At 74.5% G+C, this 18,610-nt stretch carries 11 protein-coding genes, 1 tRNA gene and 1 pseudogene; 6 read left to right on the forward strand and 7 right to left on the reverse strand.

The window, feature by feature from the left end; translation table 11 throughout:
- Positions 1 to 231: 231 nt before the first annotated feature.
- From ACWEJX_RS16415 to ACWEJX_RS16430, 4 genes are all read right to left on the reverse strand, one after another.
- On the reverse strand, positions 232 to 1,122 hold the full coding sequence (locus ACWEJX_RS16415) for a methionyl-tRNA formyltransferase (RefSeq protein ID WP_451608120.1): 891 nt from the start codon (positions 1,120 to 1,122) through the stop codon (positions 232 to 234).
- On the reverse strand, positions 1,119 to 1,328 hold the full coding sequence (locus ACWEJX_RS16420; protein WP_451608121.1) for an MbtH family protein: 210 nt from the start codon (positions 1,326 to 1,328) through the stop codon (positions 1,119 to 1,121). The genes ACWEJX_RS16415 and ACWEJX_RS16420 overlap by 4 nt, the downstream gene beginning before the upstream one ends.
- Positions 1,329 to 1,455: 127 nt before the next feature.
- Positions 1,456 to 8,085 carry an amino acid adenylation domain-containing protein gene (locus ACWEJX_RS16425; RefSeq protein WP_451608122.1) on the reverse strand — a complete coding sequence of 2,210 codons (6,630 nt, stop codon included), beginning with the start codon at positions 8,083 to 8,085 and terminating at the stop codon, positions 1,456 to 1,458.
- Between the two features lie 443 nt (positions 8,086 to 8,528).
- Positions 8,529 to 8,602 (reverse strand) — tRNA-Pro (locus tag ACWEJX_RS16430).
- Positions 8,603 to 8,685: 83 nt separating this feature from the next.
- Here ACWEJX_RS16430 and ACWEJX_RS16435 point away from each other — a divergent pair.
- Positions 8,686 to 9,204, forward strand: a complete 519-nt coding sequence (locus tag ACWEJX_RS16435; protein WP_451608123.1) for a DUF309 domain-containing protein — start codon at positions 8,686 to 8,688, stop codon at positions 9,202 to 9,204.
- Here the strand turns inward: ACWEJX_RS16435 and ACWEJX_RS16440 are convergent.
- From ACWEJX_RS16440 to ACWEJX_RS16450, 3 genes are all read right to left on the reverse strand, one after another.
- Positions 9,194 to 10,465: a cytochrome P450 gene (locus tag ACWEJX_RS16440; protein ID WP_451608124.1), complete on the reverse strand. Its 1,272-nt coding sequence runs from the start codon at positions 10,463 to 10,465 to the stop codon at positions 9,194 to 9,196. The genes ACWEJX_RS16435 and ACWEJX_RS16440 overlap by 11 nt on opposite strands.
- A gap of 234 nt (positions 10,466 to 10,699) precedes the next feature.
- On the reverse strand, positions 10,700 to 11,080 hold the full coding sequence (locus ACWEJX_RS16445) for a DUF488 domain-containing protein (RefSeq protein ID WP_451608125.1): 381 nt from the start codon (positions 11,078 to 11,080) through the stop codon (positions 10,700 to 10,702).
- Positions 11,081 to 11,133: 53 nt separating this feature from the next.
- Complete coding sequence (locus ACWEJX_RS16450; protein ID WP_451608126.1) at positions 11,134 to 11,841, reverse strand: TetR/AcrR family transcriptional regulator C-terminal ligand-binding domain-containing protein; 708 nt, start codon at positions 11,839 to 11,841, stop codon at positions 11,134 to 11,136.
- Between the two features lie 180 nt (positions 11,842 to 12,021).
- Here ACWEJX_RS16450 and ACWEJX_RS16455 point away from each other — a divergent pair, with 180 nt between their 5' ends.
- The 5 genes and pseudogenes from ACWEJX_RS16455 to ACWEJX_RS16475 all read left to right on the forward strand — a co-directional run.
- A complete protein-coding gene (locus tag ACWEJX_RS16455; RefSeq protein ID WP_451608127.1) occupies positions 12,022 to 12,822 on the forward strand; it encodes a phosphatase PAP2 family protein in 801 nt (266 codons plus the stop codon).
- Entirely contained in the window at positions 12,819 to 13,799 is a 981-nt protein-coding gene (locus tag ACWEJX_RS16460) for a DMT family transporter (RefSeq protein ID WP_451608128.1), read from the forward strand. Before ACWEJX_RS16455 ends, ACWEJX_RS16460 begins: the two co-directional genes overlap by 4 nt.
- 517 nt (positions 13,800 to 14,316) lie before the next feature.
- Positions 14,317 to 15,171 carry a GNAT family N-acetyltransferase gene (locus ACWEJX_RS16465; protein ID WP_451608129.1) on the forward strand — a complete coding sequence of 285 codons (855 nt, stop codon included), beginning with the start codon at positions 14,317 to 14,319 and terminating at the stop codon, positions 15,169 to 15,171.
- 794 nt (positions 15,172 to 15,965) lie between these two features.
- Positions 15,966 to 17,663 (forward strand): S8 family peptidase, encoded by a 1,698-nt coding sequence (locus tag ACWEJX_RS16470; RefSeq protein ID WP_451608132.1) that lies wholly within the window; start codon positions 15,966 to 15,968, stop codon positions 17,661 to 17,663.
- Positions 17,664 to 17,912: 249 nt separating this feature from the next.
- Positions 17,913 to 18,610 (forward strand): annotated as a pseudogene (locus ACWEJX_RS16475) (hypothetical protein); the annotation flags it as partial.

The raw sequence follows: 18,610 nt of genomic DNA on the forward strand, positions 1-18,610 counted from the left end.
ACGCCGCATACCCGAAGGGCCCGCCTCCGAAGCGTGGCGCGGGTGGAGCGGATTCCGGCGACGACGTGGGCGGTGTCGTGCGCCGGTCAGCGGGCGTCGCAGCCCCGCCTGCGGGCCGGTCCGGCTTGACGCCGCGACAGCAGCGGCTCAAGCCGGACCCAGGGGCCGTTCGTCAGCTCCGCACGTTCCACAGGACGTGCCACGAACGAGCACCCGTTTTCGCCGCGGACCCTAGTCCAGCAGGTCGGCTGCCAGGACCCACAGGTCGCCCGTGCCGCACGTGATGCGGCGTCCGGTGCCCGTGGGCGGTTGTGTCAGCGTGGTCCGGCGCAACCGCCACCGTGATCCGTCGATCATCGCTACCGGGCCCTGCACGCGGGGGTGGTGGCCGGCGATGTTCCACGCGCGTACCTGTGTGTGGATGTGTGCGGCTTTCGCGGACCAGTCCACCGTGGCGTAGTCCTCCGTGAAGAATCCGGCCCAGGTGCCCTCACGCTGCGGCTGCGGTTCGCCTTCGTCGCCGCGCAGCAGCCGCCGCAGTACGTGCGGCAGCATTCCCGAAGCGGCTTCCAGAACTCGTGAGTTGACTCCGGTGAAGGACCAGGCCTGCTCGTCGAGGGCGATCGTCGTGCGAGCCAGCACGGAGCCGGTGTCCAGTTCGGCGTCCATCCGGTGCCAGGTCACGCCGATCCTGTGTTCGCCGTTGCGCACGGCCCATCCCACCGGGTTGGGGCCCCGGTAGGAAGGCAGGTCGGAGGGATGGCAGTTGACCGTGCCCAGGCGGGGGGCGGACACGGCGGCGGCGGGCAGCTTTCGCGGGTAGCCGTAGCTGACGGCCACGTCCACGGCGTAGGCGTGCAGGAGCCCTGCGACCGATTCCGTACGGGAGGGAACGGCCAGGTCAACGCCTGGTGGCAGATCGTGTTCGCCGAGCACGTGCCCGGGCCAGTCGGCGGGGCGGCGGTAGCCGATCACGACCGGGACCCGGTGCCCCAGCGTGCGTAGCGCCTCGACCAGGGGAGGAGCGGTCTGCGGCAGGGCCGCCACGACGGCGATGCTCAGTGCGGGGGTGTCCTGGTCCCGGGCCGGTGTCGAGGCCCCGGGTGCGTCCGGGGCGGTCATCGAGCGGCCCCGGCGGTCCGCAGCGAACGCGGTCGCAAGTCGGTCCAGGACGTCTCGATCCAGGCCAGGCAGGTGGCCCGGTCGGCGCGGGGGTGTACCTCGCGCCAGCCGTCCGGAACGGTGATGTGGGCGGGCCAGATGCTGTGCTGTTCCTCGTCGTTGGCGAGCACGAGGAACGCGCCGTCGGTGTCGTCGAAGGGGTTCATGGGTCTCCTTGGATGGCGGCGGCGACCCGCCGCCGGGTGGTGCTGTGATCAGCCGGGGGCAGGGCTGCTGAGGGATGTCGAAGGACGCGTCCGGTCCCTGCCGCTTCGGGCCGGGTCCGGCCCTTGGTCAGCCACGGGCGTATACGGAGGGGTCACCGGGACCGGTCGACGCGGTGGGGCTGGTGGGTGCAGTTGACGCGGTGGGCTTGGTGGGTGCGGTCGACGCGGTGGGCTTGGTGGGTGTGGTCGACGCGGTGGGCTTGGTGGGTGCGGTCGGCTTGGTGGGTGCGGTCGGCTTGGTGGGTGCGGTCGGCTTGGTGTCCGGGTCCGCCGCCGGTACGGGGAGCGGGGCGAGGGTGGCGGCCAGGGCGGCCGGGGTGGCCCGCTGCATCACCTGCGCCAGGGTGGCCGCGGGGCCGAAGTGTTCCCGCAGGCGCTGGAGCAGCCGGGCCGCGAGCAGCGAATGCCCGCCCAGGTCGAAGAAGTTGTCGTCGATGCCCACCCGCTCCAGGCCCAGGACGTCGGCGTACGCCTCGGCCACCACCCGCTCGGCCGGTGTGCGCGGCTCCCGCAGCCCGGCCGGGGTTCGCCGGGGTTCGGGCAGGGCCCGCCGGTCCACCTTGCCGTTCACGGTCAGCGGCATGCGGTCCAGCACCATCACCCGGGCGGGCAGCATGAAGTCCGGCAGCACCCGGGCCAGCGCGTCGCGCAGCGCGCCGCCCTCCAGGGACGCAGCGGTCTCCGACGAGCCGACCGCGTATCCGGTCAGCTCCTTGCCGCCGCGTCCGTCCGGCCCGGCCACCACGGCGGCCTGCACCACGCCGGGGAGGGCGGCCAGGGCGGCCCGGACCTCGTCCGGCTCGATCCGGTGGCCGCGGATCTTGACCTGGTCGTCGTTGCGGCCGGTGAATTCCAGCGTGCCGTCCAGAAGCCTGCGGGCCAGGTCGCCGGTGCGGTACATCCGGGAGCCGGGCGGCCCCCAGGGATCGGCGACGAACCGCGCGGCGGTCAGCCCCGGCCGGCCCAGATAACCGCGGGCCACCTGGTCGCCCGCCAGGTAGAGCTCGCCGGCGAGTCCGTCGGGGACCGGCCTCAGCCCCGCGTCCAGCAGCATCACCCGGGACCCGGGCACCGGACTGCCGATGCCGGGGCGCGCGGGCCAGTCGGCCGGGTCCCCGGTGACCTCGCCGGCGGTCACCACGTGCGTCTCGGCCGGGCCGTAGTGGTTGTGCAGGCGCTTGTCCCCGCGGGCGCACAGAGCCCGCAGCTGCGGGCCGACGACCAGCGCCTCGCCGGCCTGGACCAGATGCCGCAGGTCCGGCAGCGACTCCCGCTCGCCGTCGGCGAACTCGCACAGGGCCGCCAGCACGGGCGTGGGGGCGAACAGCTCGGTCACCCGGTGGGCCCGCAGCCAGGCGGTCCACGCGGCGGCGTCGGCGCGGGTGTCGGCGTCGGGGACGGCCAGCGTCCGCCCCGTACACAGTGCGGTGAGGACCTCCTGGGTCGCGACGTCGAACGCCATCGAGGTGAACTGGGCCGTCACCGCGCCCGGTTCGGCCGGGAAGCGGCGCGCGTGCCAGTCCACCAGCCGGTCCATGGCGGCGCCGGGCATCACCACCGCCTTCGGCGTGCCCTGTGTCCCGGAGGTGTGCACCACATAGGCCGGGTGACCGGGCCGCCGCGCCGGTCGTACCGAGCGGTCGCCGGACAGCGGCTCGGGCGACACGTGGCGGGGCTCCAGCGGCATCCGCGGCACGGCGGCGTCGACCAGCGCCAGGGCCTCGTCGAACTCCGGCTGCAGGACGAGGAGTGCGGGGCGCCCCTCTGCGGCCAGGGCCGCCACGCGGGGAGCGGGATGGCGCGGATCCAACCAGAGGTAGGCGGCACCGGCCTTGAGCACCGCGAGCATCGCGGTCACCGCGTACCGGCCGCGCCGCAGGCACAGGGCCACCACGTCCTCGGCCCCGACGCCCCGGGCGGCGAGCTCTTCTGCCAGCCGGTCCGAGGCCGCGTCCAGGCCCTGGTAGTCCAGCACCCCGTCCCCGTCCACCACGGCCGCCCGCCCGGGGGCCGTGCGCACGTGCGCCGCGAACCGCTCCAGCACCGGCACCGCGGCGGGCAGCAGTTCGGCCGCCTGCGGTCGGCCCGCAGCGCTCACGGGTGCGACCGGGTGGGTGGCGGGCACGGACAGATCGTCGGCCAGCGCGTCCAGCGCTTCGACGAACCGAGCGCCGATCTCCCGGGCTCCGTCTTCGCCGAGCTTCCCCGGCTGGTACTGCACCCGGATCCTCATCCGCTCGCCGGGCGAGACCAGCACGCACAGCGGGTAGTGCGTGCCGTTCTCCACCCGGCTGGCCGTCACGCGCAGATCGCTTCCCCACCGCGTGGCGAAGGCGTCGGTATACGTCTCCAGCACCACCACGGTGTCGAAGAGTTCGCGCAGCCCGGCGGCCCGGATGATCTCCGCCAGGCCCAGGTGCTGGAAAGGCATCATCTCGGTCCGCTGCTCCTGGAGGGCGGTCAGCAGGCCGCCCCGGTCGGCGACGGCGGCGGTGTCGACCCGTACCGGCACGGCGTTGTTCATCAGGCCGACCATGGACTCGACGCCGGGCAGGTGGGGCGGGCGGTCGGCGACGACGGTGCCGAACACCACGTCGGTGCGGCCGGTCAGCTGGGCAAGGACCAGTGCCCAGGCGCCCAGGACCAAGGTGTTCAGGGACAGCGCCCGCTCGCGGGCCTTCGCCCGCAGGGCGGCCGTGCGCTCGGCCGGCAGTTCGAGCAGCACCGTGTGCGGACGGGTCCGCTCCGCTCCGCCGGGCGAGGTCAGCAGCGTCGGTTCGGTCGCGTCACCGAGCAGGGCCTGCCAGTGCTTGCCCGCCAACTCCGCGTCCTGATCCGCGACATGGCGCAGATAGGCAAGCGCTGACGGCCGGGCGGTGAGCCTCGGCACGGCGCCCGAGGCGGCCTGGCCGTACAGGTCGGCGAGGTCGGCCAGGGCCACCTGCATCGACCAGCCGTCCATGAGGATGTGGTGGTAGCTCAGCAGCAGCCGGGACCGTCCCTCACCCAGGCGCAGCAGCACGGCCCGCAGCAGCGGCGGCACGGCCAGGTCGAACGGCTCGTCCCGGTCCCGGCGGGTCTCCTCGGCGACGGCATGTTCCCGGTCCGCCTCGGGCAGCCGGGTGAGGTCGACTTCCCTCAGTGGGACCTCGACCGTCTCCGGTACGGACTGCACAGCCCGCCCCTGGCAGTCCCACCGGAACCCGGCCCGCAGAGCCGGATGCCGGTCGGTGAGCGCGGACAGCGCCACGCGCAGCGCGGCCGGGTCCACCGGCCCTTCCAGGTCGAGCACGGTCTGGACGTGGTAGGGGTCGGCGGCTCCCTCGCCCTTGTGGGCGTGGTAGAGCAGCCCTTCCTGGAGCGGGGAGCAAGGCCACCGCTCCTCCGTACGCTGCGCGGGCACGGTCGCCACCCCTGCCCGCTCCCGCGTACCGGCGTCCGCCGCGCGGGCGAGCGCGGCGAGCACACCGGCCCATTCCGCGGCAAGACCCGCCGCGTCGTCGCCGTCCACCAGCCGTGTCGACCAGCGCCAGACGGCGGTCAGCAACGGCTCCCCGCTGCGCTCGTCGACGACCGCGTTGATCTCCAGCGGATGGGAAAGCGGCTGCCTGGCGGCCCGATGGATGCCGAGAACGGGCGCCTCGGCGGCGTACGGCCAGGGATCGCGGCCCGGAACGGCGTACCGGCCCAGGTAGTTGAAGAGCACCGGCCGTCCCGGTGCGGCGGCCAGGAGTCCGGCCGCCTGGGGGTGCAGGTGGCGCAGCAGCCCGTACGAGGCGCGATCCTGCGGCACCCGCTGCCACTGCTCCCGGACGGCACGCACGGCCTCGGCGAGGGCCGTCTCCTCGGCGCCGGGGTCCGCCGGGCGGGCGGCCCGCGCGGGGCAGTCGAGGCGAACGGGGAACATGCAGGTGAACCAGCCGACGGTCGCGGAGACTTCGGTGTCCGCGCCGCCCGTCACTGGGTCCCGGCCGTGCCCCTCGGTGTCCAGGACCAGGGTCCGGGAAGCGCCGCGGCGGGCGGCGGCCACCGTCAGCGCGGCCAGCAGCAGCTCCTGCGTCGTGGCGCCGTAGTGGGCCGGGGCCGTGGTGAGCAGGGCCCGGCCGACCTCGGGCGGGAGCACCGACTCCAGGGTGCGGGACGTGGCGATGGTGTCCCGTTCCGGGTCCAGTTGCCCGCGCGCGGGCCACGGCGTGGCCGCCGGGACGCTCGCTGCCCGCCAGTGCGGCAGGGTCGCCAGCACCTCGGCACTGTCGGCCCGGGCGTTGTGCGTCTCCACCCAGCGCCGGTACGGGGTGGCCGTCCCCCAGGCGCCCAGGCCGCGCGGGTCCTCGGCGGCCCGCGCCAGGTCCTGGGTGAGCACCTGCCAGGAGACCCCGTCCACGACCAGATGGTGCGCGGCCCACAACAGCCGGCCCGGCCGCTCGGGGCCGGCGTCCCACCACACGGCCCGGAGGGTCCGCCCCGCGGGCAGGTCCAGCGACCGCATGGCGTGCTCCACCGCCTCCTGGACGGTGCGGGCCGAGGGGGCGTCCGGCAGTTCCCGCACGTCCACCACGTCCAGGAGGGCGCTCGCCGCCACCTCGCCCGGGGGCAACACCTCAGGCTGCCACACGGCCTCGGTGGACGGGTCGGGGAGCCGGGTGCGCAGGGCGTCGTGCCGGTCGACCACCGCCTGCAGGGCCGCCACGAGCGCCCCCTGCTCCAGGCCGGGCGGCGTCTCGAGCAGTACCGACTGGACGAACTCGGCGACGCCGTCGCCCTGTTCGCGCAGCCACAGGGCGATGGGCGGCAGCCCGAGACGGCCGGTGGCCGACTGGTGCAACAGGTCCGCGGCGGGCGCCGTCGCCTGCGCGGCGGCGGCCAGGGCGCCGGGGGTGCGCAGACGGAAGACGTCCTGCGAGCTGATGGCCACGTTCTCCCGGCGTACGCGGCTGACCAGGCGCATCGCGGTGATGCTGTCCCCGCCGAGGGCGAAGAAGTCGTCGTCGGTACCGGTCCCGGGCAGGCCGAGCACCTCGGCGAAGGCCGCACACAGCGCCCGCTCGGCGGGTGTCCGCGCCGTACCGGCTCCGGCTCGCACGGCGGCGGGCGCGGGTAGCGCCGCCCGGTCCACCTTGCCGTTCACGGTCAGCGGGATGTCGTCGATCAGCAGCACGGCCGTGGGCACCAGGTACTCGGGCAGTACGCGCGTGAGCCGGTCGCGAAGGGTCTCCCCGGTGACGCCTGCGGCGTCGCGCTCGGCGACCGCGTAACCGATCAGCCGACCGTCCCGCGCGACCACGACCGCCCGGGCGACCCCGGGCAGGGCGGCCAGAGCGGCGCGCGCCTCGCCGGGCTCGACCCGGTGGCCGCGGATCTTGACCTGGTCGTCGTCGCGCGCCAGGTACTCCAGAGCGCCGTCGGCGCCGCGCACGGCGAGGTCGCCCGTGCGGTACATGCGTGCACCGGCCGGGCCGTACGGGTCGGCGACGAAGCGTTCGGCGGTCAGGCCGGGCCGGTTCAGGTAGCCCCGGGCGACCTGTTCCCCCGCGACGTACACCTCGCCGGCCTCGCCGGCCGGCACCTCGGCGAGATCGGGGCCGAGCAGCCGTACAGCGGTCCCCGGCAGCCCGGTGCCGATCGGCACCCGTGTCTCCGGTACCGGCTGCCCGGGCGGCAGGGGGTGAAGGGTGGTGAAGGTGGTGCACTCCGTCGGGCCGTAGACGTGACCGAGCGCCACGTGCGGACAGGCGGCCCGGACCCGCGCGAACGCCCGCGGGTCGGCGGCCTCGCCACCGGTGAGGACCGTGTGCAGCCCTCGCAGCGCGTCCGGGTCGTCCGCGGCGATCTGGTTGAACCAGGCGGTGGTGAGGAAGACACCGGTGACGCCGTGAGCGGCGACCAGAGCGGCCAGCCGGTGCGCGTCCACCCGGTCCTCGCCCGGGACGACCACCGTGCCGCCCCGGGTGAGCGGCAGCCACAGGTCATGGCTGAGCGCGTCGAAACCGAGCGCGGAGACCAGCGCCGTCACTCGGTGCCCGGGCCCGTCCCAGTGCGGGTCGGCGGCGAAACGCCCCAGGTTGCGGTGGGTGATCTGGACGCCTTTGGGGCGGCCGGTCGATCCCGAGGTGTAGAACACACAGGCCACGCGGTCGAGTTCGCCGTCCGGTACGGCCGGACGCAGCGCCTCGGCCGCGAGGGACGCCGCACGGGGTGAGGCGGCCACGGCGACGGGCCTGGGGCCGCCCGGGCGCGCGGTCTCTCCGGCCGGCACGAGCACCGCCACGCATCCCGCGTCGGACTCGACGGCCGCCAGCCGTTCGGCCGGCGTACGCGGATCCAGCACCACGGCGGCGGCGCCGGTTTCGAAGACCGCGATCAAGGCGACGATCAGCCGGGCCGAGCGCGGCAGCCGCACCGCGACCGTCGCCCCGGGACCGACCCCGGACTCACGCAGTTCTGCGGCCAACTCCCGTGCCCAGGCGCAGAGTTCGCGATACGACCAGCTTTTGCCGCCCTCCTCCACGACCGCGGTTCGGTCCGGTTCGCGGAGTGCCACTGTGGCGACGGCGCGGTGCACGGGCAGAGGGACACCGCTATCGCCGACCGGGCAGGAGGGTGCCCACGTCGCTGCTGAAAAGATCATGGACGCCATCCAAGACGCACCAAAAGGACATCCCGTCCAGGCGCCACCTGAATGGCGCAACCGGAGCATCCGATCGGGTGCACAAGTTTTTCGCGCCCCTCCGCCTCATCAACTGGCTTATTCTGGAGCACCATTCGACTGCGGCTTCCGCCCAGCGGGCGCGCACCACTCACTGCGCGCCCCCGGCCGACGCCGCCCAGCCACCGAGCAAACGCCTCCGGCGCAGACGGCGACGCCCAGGACCTGGAGACAGAGCTCCTCCACGCGGGGGTGCGGGCTGCGGCGTGATGCGCCGGCACCACGGCTCCCTGCCGCGCGCGAGAAAGCTGTCCTTTCTGGGCGATTTCTGGCGTTACGGGATTGCCGACCTCGCCTGCGGTGGCCGACGACGGTCACTCCAGGAGGCCCCGGCCCGGGCGTGCGACCACATGGCGACCACCACGCCCCCGGACGCACGAAAGGCCGTCCTCTCGTGGATGAGAGAACGGCCTCCGACCTGCGTTTCCGCACAGTCGGGACGACAGGATTTGAACCTGCGACCCCTTGACCCCCAGTCAAGTGCGCTACCAAGCTGCGCCACGTCCCGGTGCTCGTCCGCCCCGGGTTCGAGTCCCGCGGCGGCGTGCAAGAGAACATTACCTCACTTCACGGGGTGGATCAGCACACGGGGTGTCACCGCGGGGTGCGGAGGAGAATGGGTGGGTGGACAGGGATCGGGATCGGGCGGGGCGGGCGCGGAGCGCGCGGCCGCGGGACGGGCTGGGGCGGCCGCTGGCTCACGGGGCGGAGGGGGTGGCGCGGCAGCCGGAGGGGGTGGTGCGGGCGCCCGGGGAGACGGTGCGGGAGGCACAGCGGCTGCTCGACGCGGGGATGCCGTTCCATGCGCACGAGGTGTTCGAGGACGCGTGGAAGTCGGGGCCGGCCGGGGAGCGGGATCTGTGGCAGGGGCTGGCTCAGCTGGCCGTGGGGCTGACCCACGCGGCGCGGGGGAACGCGACGGGCGGGGCGCGGTTGCTGCGGCGCGGGGCCGGGCGGGTCGAGGAGTACGCGGGGCGGGGGCCGGGCTCGGAGACGTACGGGATCGATGTCGCCGGCCTCGCGGCGTGGGCCCGCGGGCTGGCGGGCCGGGTGGAGGCCGGCGGGGTGGTGCCGGACGCCGCCGCGGAGGCGCCGCGGCTCAGCAGGTGAGCAGCAGTTCCTCGGGCGAACGGTGGATGAGGGTGGGACGCATCGTTACGGGACGGGCGTCGGCCGGCCGCAGTTCCGGCAGCCGCCGGGTCAGCGCCTGGAGGGCGGCTCGGAGTTGGACGCGGGCGAGCTGGGAGCCGGGGCAGCCGTGCGGGCCGTGGCCGAAGGCCAGGTGGCGGGAGTGCGCCCGGGTCCTGGTGATGTCGAAGACGTCGGGGTCCGGGTGGCGGGCCGGGTCGCGGTTGGCGGAGCCATAGGCGACGAAGACGGAGGCGCCGGCGGGCAGTTCGGTGCCGGCGAGGGTGACCGGGCGGGTGGTGGTGCGCCGGAAGCCCTGCACGGCGGTGTCGTAGCGGGCGGCCTCCTCGACGGCGGCCGGGACGAGCTCGGGCCGGGTGCGCAGGAGTTCCCACTGGTCGCGATGGCGCAGCAGGTGGAGCACGGTCGTGCCGATCAGCGCCGTGGTGGTGAGGTGGCCGGCGATGAGCAGGTTCTGGAGGTTGGCGACGAGTTCGCAGCGCTGGTCGTGGGTGAGCTCGCGCGGCCCCGGGCCGAGTCCGGCGTCGGGGGCGAGGGCGGTCACCATGGCCGTGATCAGGTCGTCCCGGGGCCGGGCGCGGCGGTCGCGGGCGTAGCGGTCCAGCAGCTCCTGCAGGGCGAGGACGTCCTGGGCGGCGGCGATCTGCTCGGCCTCGGGCAGCGGGCGGAAGAGCAGGCGTTCGGCGCTGTACGAGCCGTGGACGGCGGCCGGCACGTCGGCCGGGTCCAGGCCGAGCAGCCGCCCGACGACGGCGCCGGGGAGGCGGCGGGCGTACCGGGCCATGAGGTCGGCCCGCCCCCGTTCGGCGACGGCGTCGGCGAACTCCTCGGCGAGCGTCTCGGCCTGCCGGGTGATGTACGGGGTGAGGGCGGCGATCCGGGTGACGGACAGGCCGCTGTTGAGCGGCGCCCGGTGGCGGCGGTGGGCCGGGCCGTCGGTGGAGACGACCGTGGGCCGCGGCGCGAAGCCGCTGCCCAGGACCGCGAGGGCGGCGGGTGACGGCTGGACGTCGGGGCGCAGGGACTGGGCGGAGGAGAAGTCCTGGGGTCGCAGCAGCACCTCGCGGACGTCGGCGTCCCGGGTGACGAGCCAGGCGTCGAGGAGGGGCTCGTAGGTGAGCCCGGCGGTGCGGCGCGCCCGGTCGTAGAGGGGGTAAGGGTCGCGCTGGAGCTCGTCGAGCCGGGCGTGCCGTCGCCTCTGGGCCGGGTCCACGCGGTCCACGCGGTGCCTCCTCACGATCGGGTGCGGTGCGGTGCGGTGCGGTGCAGTGCGGCGCGATGCAATGCGGCGCGATGCGGTGCGGCGCGATGCAGTGCAGTTCGGTGCGATGCAGTGCGGTGCGGTGCGGTGCCGCGCGGTGCGGTGCGGTGCGGTGCGGCCATGGTGAAGGGGGCGCGGGCGGGTGACCAGGGGCGCGCGCGGAGCTGGCGCGAAAGGTACGTGACGAGGGCGGGTTCAGGTCGCGTGGAGTGCCTGGAGCAGGACCTCGGTGTGGCTCTGGGCGGGGTCCTTGGTGGCGGTGAGGAGGGTGACGGGGCCCTCGGCGGCCTTGGCGCGCAGGGCCGAGAGGGCCGCGGCGGCCGCCGGTTCGGCGAGCTCCTCCTCGTACCGGCGCCGGAACTCCTCGTACTCCCCCTCCGTGCCGTGGTACCAGCGGCGCAGCTCGTTCGAGGGGGTGAGGCTCTTGGGCCACTCGTCGATGTGCGCGTCGGCCTTGGAGAGGCCGCGCGGCCAGAGGCGGTCGACGAGGACCCGCAGGCCGTCGTCGGGCTCGGGCGCCTCGTAGACGCGCCGGACGCGGACGCGGTGGCCGCCGGGCGGCGGGGTGTGGGGCATGGCTTCAGGGTGCCGGACGGGCGGGCGCTTCACACCTCGGATCACCCTTCGGATCACACCTCGGAACCTGCGGGACCGGTGGAACCTGCGGAGCCTGCGGCACCTGCCGAGCCGGCGGTCTCCTCGGCTTCCTGGGAATCCCGCGAGTCCGGCGCGGTGCCGGGATCCACCTTCAGCGCCGGCAGCAGCACCGCGTCCACGAAGGTCCGCATCGTCACCGCGTCCGCGAACCGGTCCTCGAAGAGGCGCTCGATGCGGAGCATGCCCATGAAGCAGGGGGCGACGAAGGCGATCGCCGGGTTGTCGGCGGCGAGCTCGCCGCGCTCGACGGCGCGCGCCAGCATCGCGTCGAGGGCGGCGACCTCCGGCTCGATGACGGTCTCGCGCAGCGCGGCGCGCAGATCGGGGTGGGCGATGTACGCCTGGCTGACCGCCTCCATCAGTTCGGCGTCGCGCTCGCGGCGGGAGGCGGCGATCCGGGCGGCCTCGCGCAGGTCGCCGACGAGGGAGCCGGTGTCGATGCCGGTGAAGACGGCGCAGCGGCGCTTGTCGAGGGCGGCGGTGACCAGCCGGGGCTTGGTGCCCCACTGGCGGTAGAGGGTCGCCTTGCCGCACTTGGTGCGGGCGGCTACGCCCTCCATGGTGACGGAGTCGTAGCCGCCCTCGCGCAGCAGGCAGATGACCGCCTCGTACAGCTCCTCCTCCCGCTCGGGGGTGAGCTTGCTGCGGCGGGCGGCGGCAGTCGCGGCCTGCGTGGACATCGAGTTCCTCCCGGAGATCCCCTACCCCGCCGGCCTCCTGCCGGACACCTTTCCCTGCACATACGAGAGTAGGGGGTGCACAATCGAGACGCAAACGTATCGAGACGCTTGCGTCTCGATGAAATCGGATCTAGAGTTCCTGCGTTTGTTGTCCGATTTGAGGAAAAAAGGGGCCGCGCCATGGCTGCCGGGACAGGCGAGACGGGCGGGACGGGCGGGAGAGGCGGCATACGCAGACCGCCGCTCGTGCGCGAGTTGCTGCTCGTCACCGCGCTCTTCCTCGTCTACAAGTTCGGCCGGCTCTTCGCGAACGGTCACGAGACCCGCGCCTTCCACAACGCCGACCGCGTGTGGGACGCCGAGCGCGCGGTGCACCTGCCGGCCGAGGGCGTGATCCAGCACCTCCTCCTGCACGGCGAGGCCCTGATCAGGACGGCGAACACGTACTACGCGGCCGTGCACTTCCCCGCCACCATCGCCTTCCTCGCCTGGCTCTACTGGCGCCGCCCCGGCCACTACGTCTGGTCGCGCCGCGTACTCGCCCTCGTCACCGCCGCCGCGCTCGCGCTGCACCTGCTCATGCCGCTCGCGCCGCCCCGGATGCTCACCGAGAGCGGCCTGATCGACACCGCGCAGGTCTACGGGCCCTCCGTCTACGGCGCCACGCCCGAGACCGACTCGATGGCGAACCAGTTCGCGGCGATGCCCTCGCTGCACTTCGGCTGGGCACTGATGGTCGCGATCGGCCTGATCGCCGCCACCCGGACGCGCTGGCGGGTGCTCTGGCTCCTGCACCCGCTGGTCACCCTGCTCGTGATCGTCGGCACCGCCAACCACTACTGGTTGGACGCCCTCGCGGCCGCCGTCCTGCTGGGCATCGCGCTGCTCGCCGTACCGGCGCCGTGGCGCGGGCACGGCCCCCGGCCGCTGCCACCGCTCACCCCCGTCACCGCCGCCGCGACCGCAGGAGCCCTGCGATGAGCGCCGCCACCGGGACCGTCCTCGCGGTCCTCCTCTCCCTCGTCTCCGCCGCCGGGTACGCGCTCGCCGCCGTCGCCCAGTCACGGCTCGCGTCCGCCTCCGCCGGCGGGCACGGCGCGCTGCGCCGCCTGCTCGGCCGCCCGCAGTGGTGGTGGGCGGTCGGGCTCAACGCCGCCGGCGCGCTCGCCCACGTCGCCGCCCTGCACTACGGCCCGCTCACCCTCGTCCAGCCGCTCGGCGCGCTCACGCTCGTCGCCGCACTGCCGATCGGCGCGTACGGGGCGCGGCGCCGGGTCAGCCGGGCCGAGTGGCGCGGGGCGCTGTGGACCCTGGCGGGCCTGGTCGGGCTCGTCGCGGTCACCGGTCCCGTCGAACCGGACGAGGCCCTGAACCTCCGCGAGACCCTCGTCGTCACGGCGGTGACGCTGCTGCTCATCGCACTGCTCGCGTCCCGCTCCCGGGCCCGCATGCGCACCGGCGCGCGCGGCCGGGGCCTCGGACACGCGACCGCTTCCGGCGTCGCCTCCGCCGTCGGCTCCGCGCTCACCCAGACCCTCACCACCGCCCTCGCCCGCGACCTTCCCGGCGGCCCGAACGGCTGGTGGCAGACGGCGCTGCTCGCCGTCCTGATCGCCGCCTTCGCCGCCGGCGGCCTCCTCCTCTCCCAGGCCGCCTACCGCGGCGGCCTCGCCGCCCCGCTCGCCGTCGTCAACCTCTCCAACCCGGCCGCCGCCGCCGTCATCGGCGTCGCGCTCCTCGGCGAGACTTTCCGCGCCGGCGCCTGGGGCTGGCTGATCGCGGCGGCCGGAGCGGTGGCGGCGGCGCGCGGGGTGGTGCTGCTGACGACGGGCCTGGAGACGGAGACGGCACCGGCGGCCTCCCGGCCGCAGGCCCCGCACGCCGAACCCGTGCTGCTCCCCGCCGTACCGCTGCCCCGGGAGACATCGGAGCCGCTGCCCGAGCCGGCGACGCGATAGGGCACGGGTCAGCAGGTCCTGCGGTACGGCAGGTCCGGGACGGCGGGCGAGTTCGGCCGCGGCTTCGAGGTCCAGGAGCGGCGAACGTCGCCTCCGCGAGGTCGGCGCGGGACGGCTCGGCGGGCCCTGGCCGGGTTCCCAGGGGCACGCCCTCGACGACGCCGGCGAGGTCGGCGCGGCCGACGACGCCAGAGCAACAGCTGCTCCGAAGCCGGGTGTTCGGCGGGGTCCTTGGCGAGCGAGGCGGTCACCAGGGAGCGAAGGGGTTCGTCGAGGACGGAGGGAGGGGGATGTTCGCCGGCTTGAGGTCGCGGTGGACCACGCCGGCCCGGTGGATGGCCACGAGCGCCGTGGCACGCCGATCGCGACGGGAAGACGTGCGTCGCGGCGCATCGGTTCGACAGGGGGCACCTGGAGCCGAAGGAGGCCGGAAAGCGACGGTGGCGGGCCGAACGGCGCGCGTACGGCACTATGCTCGACCGCCGCCCGTCCGCTCCGCGCCGCCGAAGGAACCCTCATGGCCGAGACGTTGACCATCGCCCCCGCCTCCCTGCAGGACTGGGCGCTGGTACGCGCCTGGGCGGCGGCCGAGGGCTGGAACCCGGGTCTGGCGGACGCGGAGTCGTTCTTCGCGCAGGATCCGGCCGGGTTCTTCCTGGGGCGCATCGGCGGCGAGCCGGTGTCGGCGATCTCGGTCGTCAACTACAGCGACGACTACTCCTTCCTGGGGTTCTATCTCGTACGGCCGGATCTGCGCGGGTTCGGCCACGGCCTGGCGACCTGGCAGGCGGCGCTCGCGCACGCGGGCGGACGAACGGTGGGTCTTGACGGGGTACCGGCGCAGCAGGACAACTACCGGCGCTCGGGGTTCGTGACGGCGTACCGGACCGCGCGGTACGTGGGCGAGGTGCCGCTTCCCGACCGGGCGCCGGCCGGTGTGGTGGCCGCGGACCGGGTGGATCCGGTCGCCCTCGCCGCGTACGACAGCGCCTGCCACCCCGCGGACCGGCCGCGCTTCCTCCGGCCCTGGCTGGCGACTCCGGGCCACCGCGCCCTGGTACGCGTCACCGACGGCCGCCCGACCGGCTACGGCGTCGTCCGCCCCGCCGAGTCCGAGGCCCGTATCGGCCCCCTCTTCGCCGACACCCCGGCCGACGCCGCCGCCCTCCTCGACGCCCTCGCGGCCGAGGCCCGTGCCTTCGGCGCGCCGCGCGTCGCCGTCGACATGCCGGAGGCGAACCCGGCGGCGGCGCGCCTCGCGGAGGAGCGGGGCCTGGAGCCGACGTTCGAGACGGCGCGGATGTACACGGGTCCGATTCGCGAGATCGCGCGGGAGCGGGTCTTCGGCGTGACGACGCTCGAACTGGGCTGAGACCGAAGCCGCCCGTCGGACGCGAGCGGGGGCCGTGGAGGGGGCCGCGTTCGGGACGTAAAGCGTGATTTGTGGCGCGGAAACAAGAGCGCGCGCTACTGAACGCCCGTACTCCGCACCGTAAATCATGCAGTCCCGAATGCGGCCGCCGGAACGGGCCCCGCGCCACCACCCACCGGGCGCACCGCAGTCGTGGCGCGCGCAGGAACAAGGGGCGGAGGCGCCCGCAAGGGCGCCGTCCCGTGTGCCCACCCGTCCCGCCCTGCGGGACGATTGCCCACACGGGGGGGGGTGGGGGGCGGTGCCCCGACCAGCGGCCCGCGCAAGCAACCCGCGCGCGCTCGCGCGGAAATCCCCTCGTTCCCTCCCCCTCCCTCCCCCTCGGCCCTACAAGGGTTTTCCCCGTATCGGGTTCACCTCGGCGTTCCCTACTGTCTGCCGCACCGGCAGATCCCAACCCCCACCTCCGCCCCTGTCAGGTGCATGAGGAGCGGTGGGTGGTGTCCGTCGGGGGCGGCCTTGACCCGGGCCGTCAGCGCCGGTGGCGGCGCACGGGACCCCACGCCCAGGGGACCACGGAAGCGACCCCACTTCGCCCCGAGGTTCCCGCGCCGCCGCCACTGCTCCACCTACGTCGTACTCGAAAGGGCCACACCTTGAACGGTTCCAGGCGGAGAGTCATATCCGTGGTGGTCGCGAGCGCCGCGATCCTCGGTGCCGCAGCCACCACCACCGGGGCGTTCGCCGCCGTCCCGGGCGCCACGTCCCCGAAGCCGGCGCCGGCTTCGCAGGCCATGACCGCGCTGCCCAGCGCTCCGGTCGAGAAGGTCATCGTCACCTACAAGTCCTCGTCCGCCGAGGCCGGCTCCAACGCCGCCGCGAAGAGCGACGCGGCCGAGAAGGGCGCCAAGACCGGCGAGAAGCTCGCCTTCGAGCGGCGCCTGGCCGGCGGCGCGGCGCTGGTGAACCTGGGCGGTGCCGCCACCAAGCAGGACGTGGCCGAGGTCATGGCCGCGTTCAAGGCCGACCCGCAGGTCGCCTCCGTCGAGCCCGACATCCGGGCGTACGCGATGGCGGTCACGCCGAACGACACGGACTACGCCAAGCAGTGGGACCTCTTCGAGCCCACCGGCGGCATGAACGTGCCCGCCGCCTGGGACAAGGCGACCGGTTCGGGCGTCACCGTCGCCGTCATCGACACCGGTTACGCGGCCCACTCGGACCTGGCGACCAACGTCATCCCGGGTTACGACTTCATCTCCGACTCCTCCGCCGCCCGCGACGGCAACGGCCGTGACGCGGACTCGAAGGACGAGGGCGACTGGAACGCCACCGACGGCGAGTGCGGTACGGGTTCCAAGGCGTCGAACTCCTCCTGGCACGGCACGCACGTGGCCGGCACCATCGCCGCGGTCACCAACAACACCAACGGCATCGCCGGCATCGCGTACAACGCGAAGATCGAGCCGGTTCGCGTGCTCGGCAAGTGCGGCGGTTCGTCCTCCGACATCGCGGACGCGATCACCTGGGCCTCCGGCGGCTCCGTGCCGGGCGTCCCGGCCAACCCGAACCCGGCCAAGGTCATCAACATGAGCCTGGGCGGCGCCAGCAGCACCTGCCCGAGCGTCTACCAGAACGCCATCAACGGTGCGATCTCGCGCGGCACCACGGTCGTCGTCGCCGCGGGCAACAGCAACGCGGACGCCTCCGGCTTCACGCCCGCGAACTGCACCGGCGTCATCACCGTCGCGGCCACCAACCGCGCCGGCAGCCGCTCCTTCTACTCCAACTACGGCACCCGGGTGGACGTCGCGGCGCCCGGCGGCGAGACCCGCAACGCCACCGACACGCCCGGCACGGTGACCACGCCCGAGAACGGCATCTACTCCACGCTGAACTCCGGCACCACCGTCCAGTCGACCGAGACCTATAAGCCCTACCAGGGCACCTCGATGGCGGCCCCGCACATCGCCGGTCTCGCCGCGCTCCTGCAGTCGGCCAAGCCGAGCCTGACCCCGGCCGACATCAAGGCCGCGATCAAGGCCAACGCCCGTCCGCTGCCCGGCACCTGCACCGGCGGCTGCGGCACCGGCATCGCCGACGCCGCCGCGACGGTGAACGCGGTCACCGGCACCACCCCGCCGGCCGGCAACGTCTTCACGAACGCGACGGACGTCCAGATCCCGGACCTGTCCACCGTGACCTCTCCGATCACCGTCTCCGGCATCACCGGCAACGCGCCCGCCACCCTCAAGGTCGCGGTCGACATCAAGCACACCTGGCGCGGCGACCTGGTCATCGACCTCATCGCCCCGGACGGCACCGTGCGCAACCTGAAGACCTCGTCGTCGTCCGACAGCGCCGACAACGTCCTCGCGACCTACACGGTCGACGCGTCGACCTCGGTCGCCAACGGCACCTGGAAGCTCCAGGTCCGCGATGTGGCCTCGGGTGACACCGGCTACATCGACTCGTGGAGCCTGACCTTCTGATCCATCGCGATCCACCCTCGGATCGCATCAGAACCACCCCCCACACCCAGCATCATCGCTGGTCAGCGAAGCGCCCGTGGTCTACACCACGGGCGCTTCCGGCAGTTGGCCGTCCGCGGTTCACGCGCGGTTCACCGGGGTGTGCTGTCCGTATGCCGGACAAGGGGCCTGGACGGACGCGCCTCGCTCCGTATCCTCTGCGCAACGGGGCTCATGGGCCGGGCCCGCGGGGCAAAGGGTGGTGGATACGTGACGACAGCGCCGCTCCGGCCTGCGCCGGTGGGCCGCGAGGAACTCCTCGGCCGCCTCGAACGCGTGCTGCAGGCCCGGGGCCGGGCCCTGCTGACCGGACCCGCAGGGGTCGGGAAGACCGAGGTCGCGCTCGCCGCGGCCGCCCGTGCCGAGGCGCGCGGCGAGACAGTCCTCTGGCTGGCGACGCTCCCGGGCGACCGCGAGATACCCGGCGCGGCCGCGGCCGCCCTGGTCGCCTCCGTGGCCACCACCCTGACCTGGCCGGAGCCCGCGGCGGCCGCGGCCGCCGCCGAGGAGAGCGCGGCGGCTCCGCCGCGCCCCGGCGCCCCGGCCGAGCACGGCTACGCGTACGGAACCGGAAACGGGACCGGGACCGGGACCTCCAACACGCCCACGAACGCGGACAACGCGACCGCGAACGGCTACGGAAGCCGCTACGAAGACGGCTACGGGAGCGGAAGCGGCTACCGCCGGCCCCCTGGTCCCCTCGCGACCGTGGGCCCGACCAGCCCCACCGCTCCGGCGGCGCCGACGGCCCCGGCGAGCTCACCGGACCCGTCCGGCACCGCCTCCCTGCCCGCGCAGCGCGCCGACTCCACCGCCGCCACCGCCGCCGGCACCGGCGGCCCCGCCGACTCCGCGCCCGCCCGCCTCGGCGTCACCGCCTCAGGGGCCCTGGACGGGCTGCCCGGGCC

This window comes from Streptomyces sp. NPDC004788, assembly GCF_053601115.1.

Coding starts and splice junctions, on each gene's coding strand:
- ACWEJX_RS16415 (WP_451608120.1), bottom strand. CDS start 1,122: ATGACCGCCCCGGACGCACCCGGGGCCTCGACACCGGCCCGGGACCAG.
- ACWEJX_RS16420 (WP_451608121.1), bottom strand. CDS start 1,328: ATGAACCCCTTCGACGACACCGACGGCGCGTTCCTCGTGCTCGCCAAC.
- ACWEJX_RS16425 (WP_451608122.1), bottom strand. CDS start 8,085: ATGCTCCGGTTGCGCCATTCAGGTGGCGCCTGGACGGGATGTCCTTTT.
- ACWEJX_RS16445 (WP_451608125.1), bottom strand. CDS start 11,080: ATGCCCCACACCCCGCCGCCCGGCGGCCACCGCGTCCGCGTCCGGCGC.
- ACWEJX_RS16450 (WP_451608126.1), bottom strand. CDS start 11,841: ATGTCCACGCAGGCCGCGACTGCCGCCGCCCGCCGCAGCAAGCTCACC.
- ACWEJX_RS16455 (WP_451608127.1), top strand. CDS start 12,022: ATGGCTGCCGGGACAGGCGAGACGGGCGGGACGGGCGGGAGAGGCGGC.
- ACWEJX_RS16460 (WP_451608128.1), top strand. CDS start 12,819: ATGAGCGCCGCCACCGGGACCGTCCTCGCGGTCCTCCTCTCCCTCGTC.
- ACWEJX_RS16465 (WP_451608129.1), top strand. CDS start 14,317: ATGGCCGAGACGTTGACCATCGCCCCCGCCTCCCTGCAGGACTGGGCG.
- ACWEJX_RS16470 (WP_451608132.1), top strand. CDS start 15,966: ATGACCGCGCTGCCCAGCGCTCCGGTCGAGAAGGTCATCGTCACCTAC.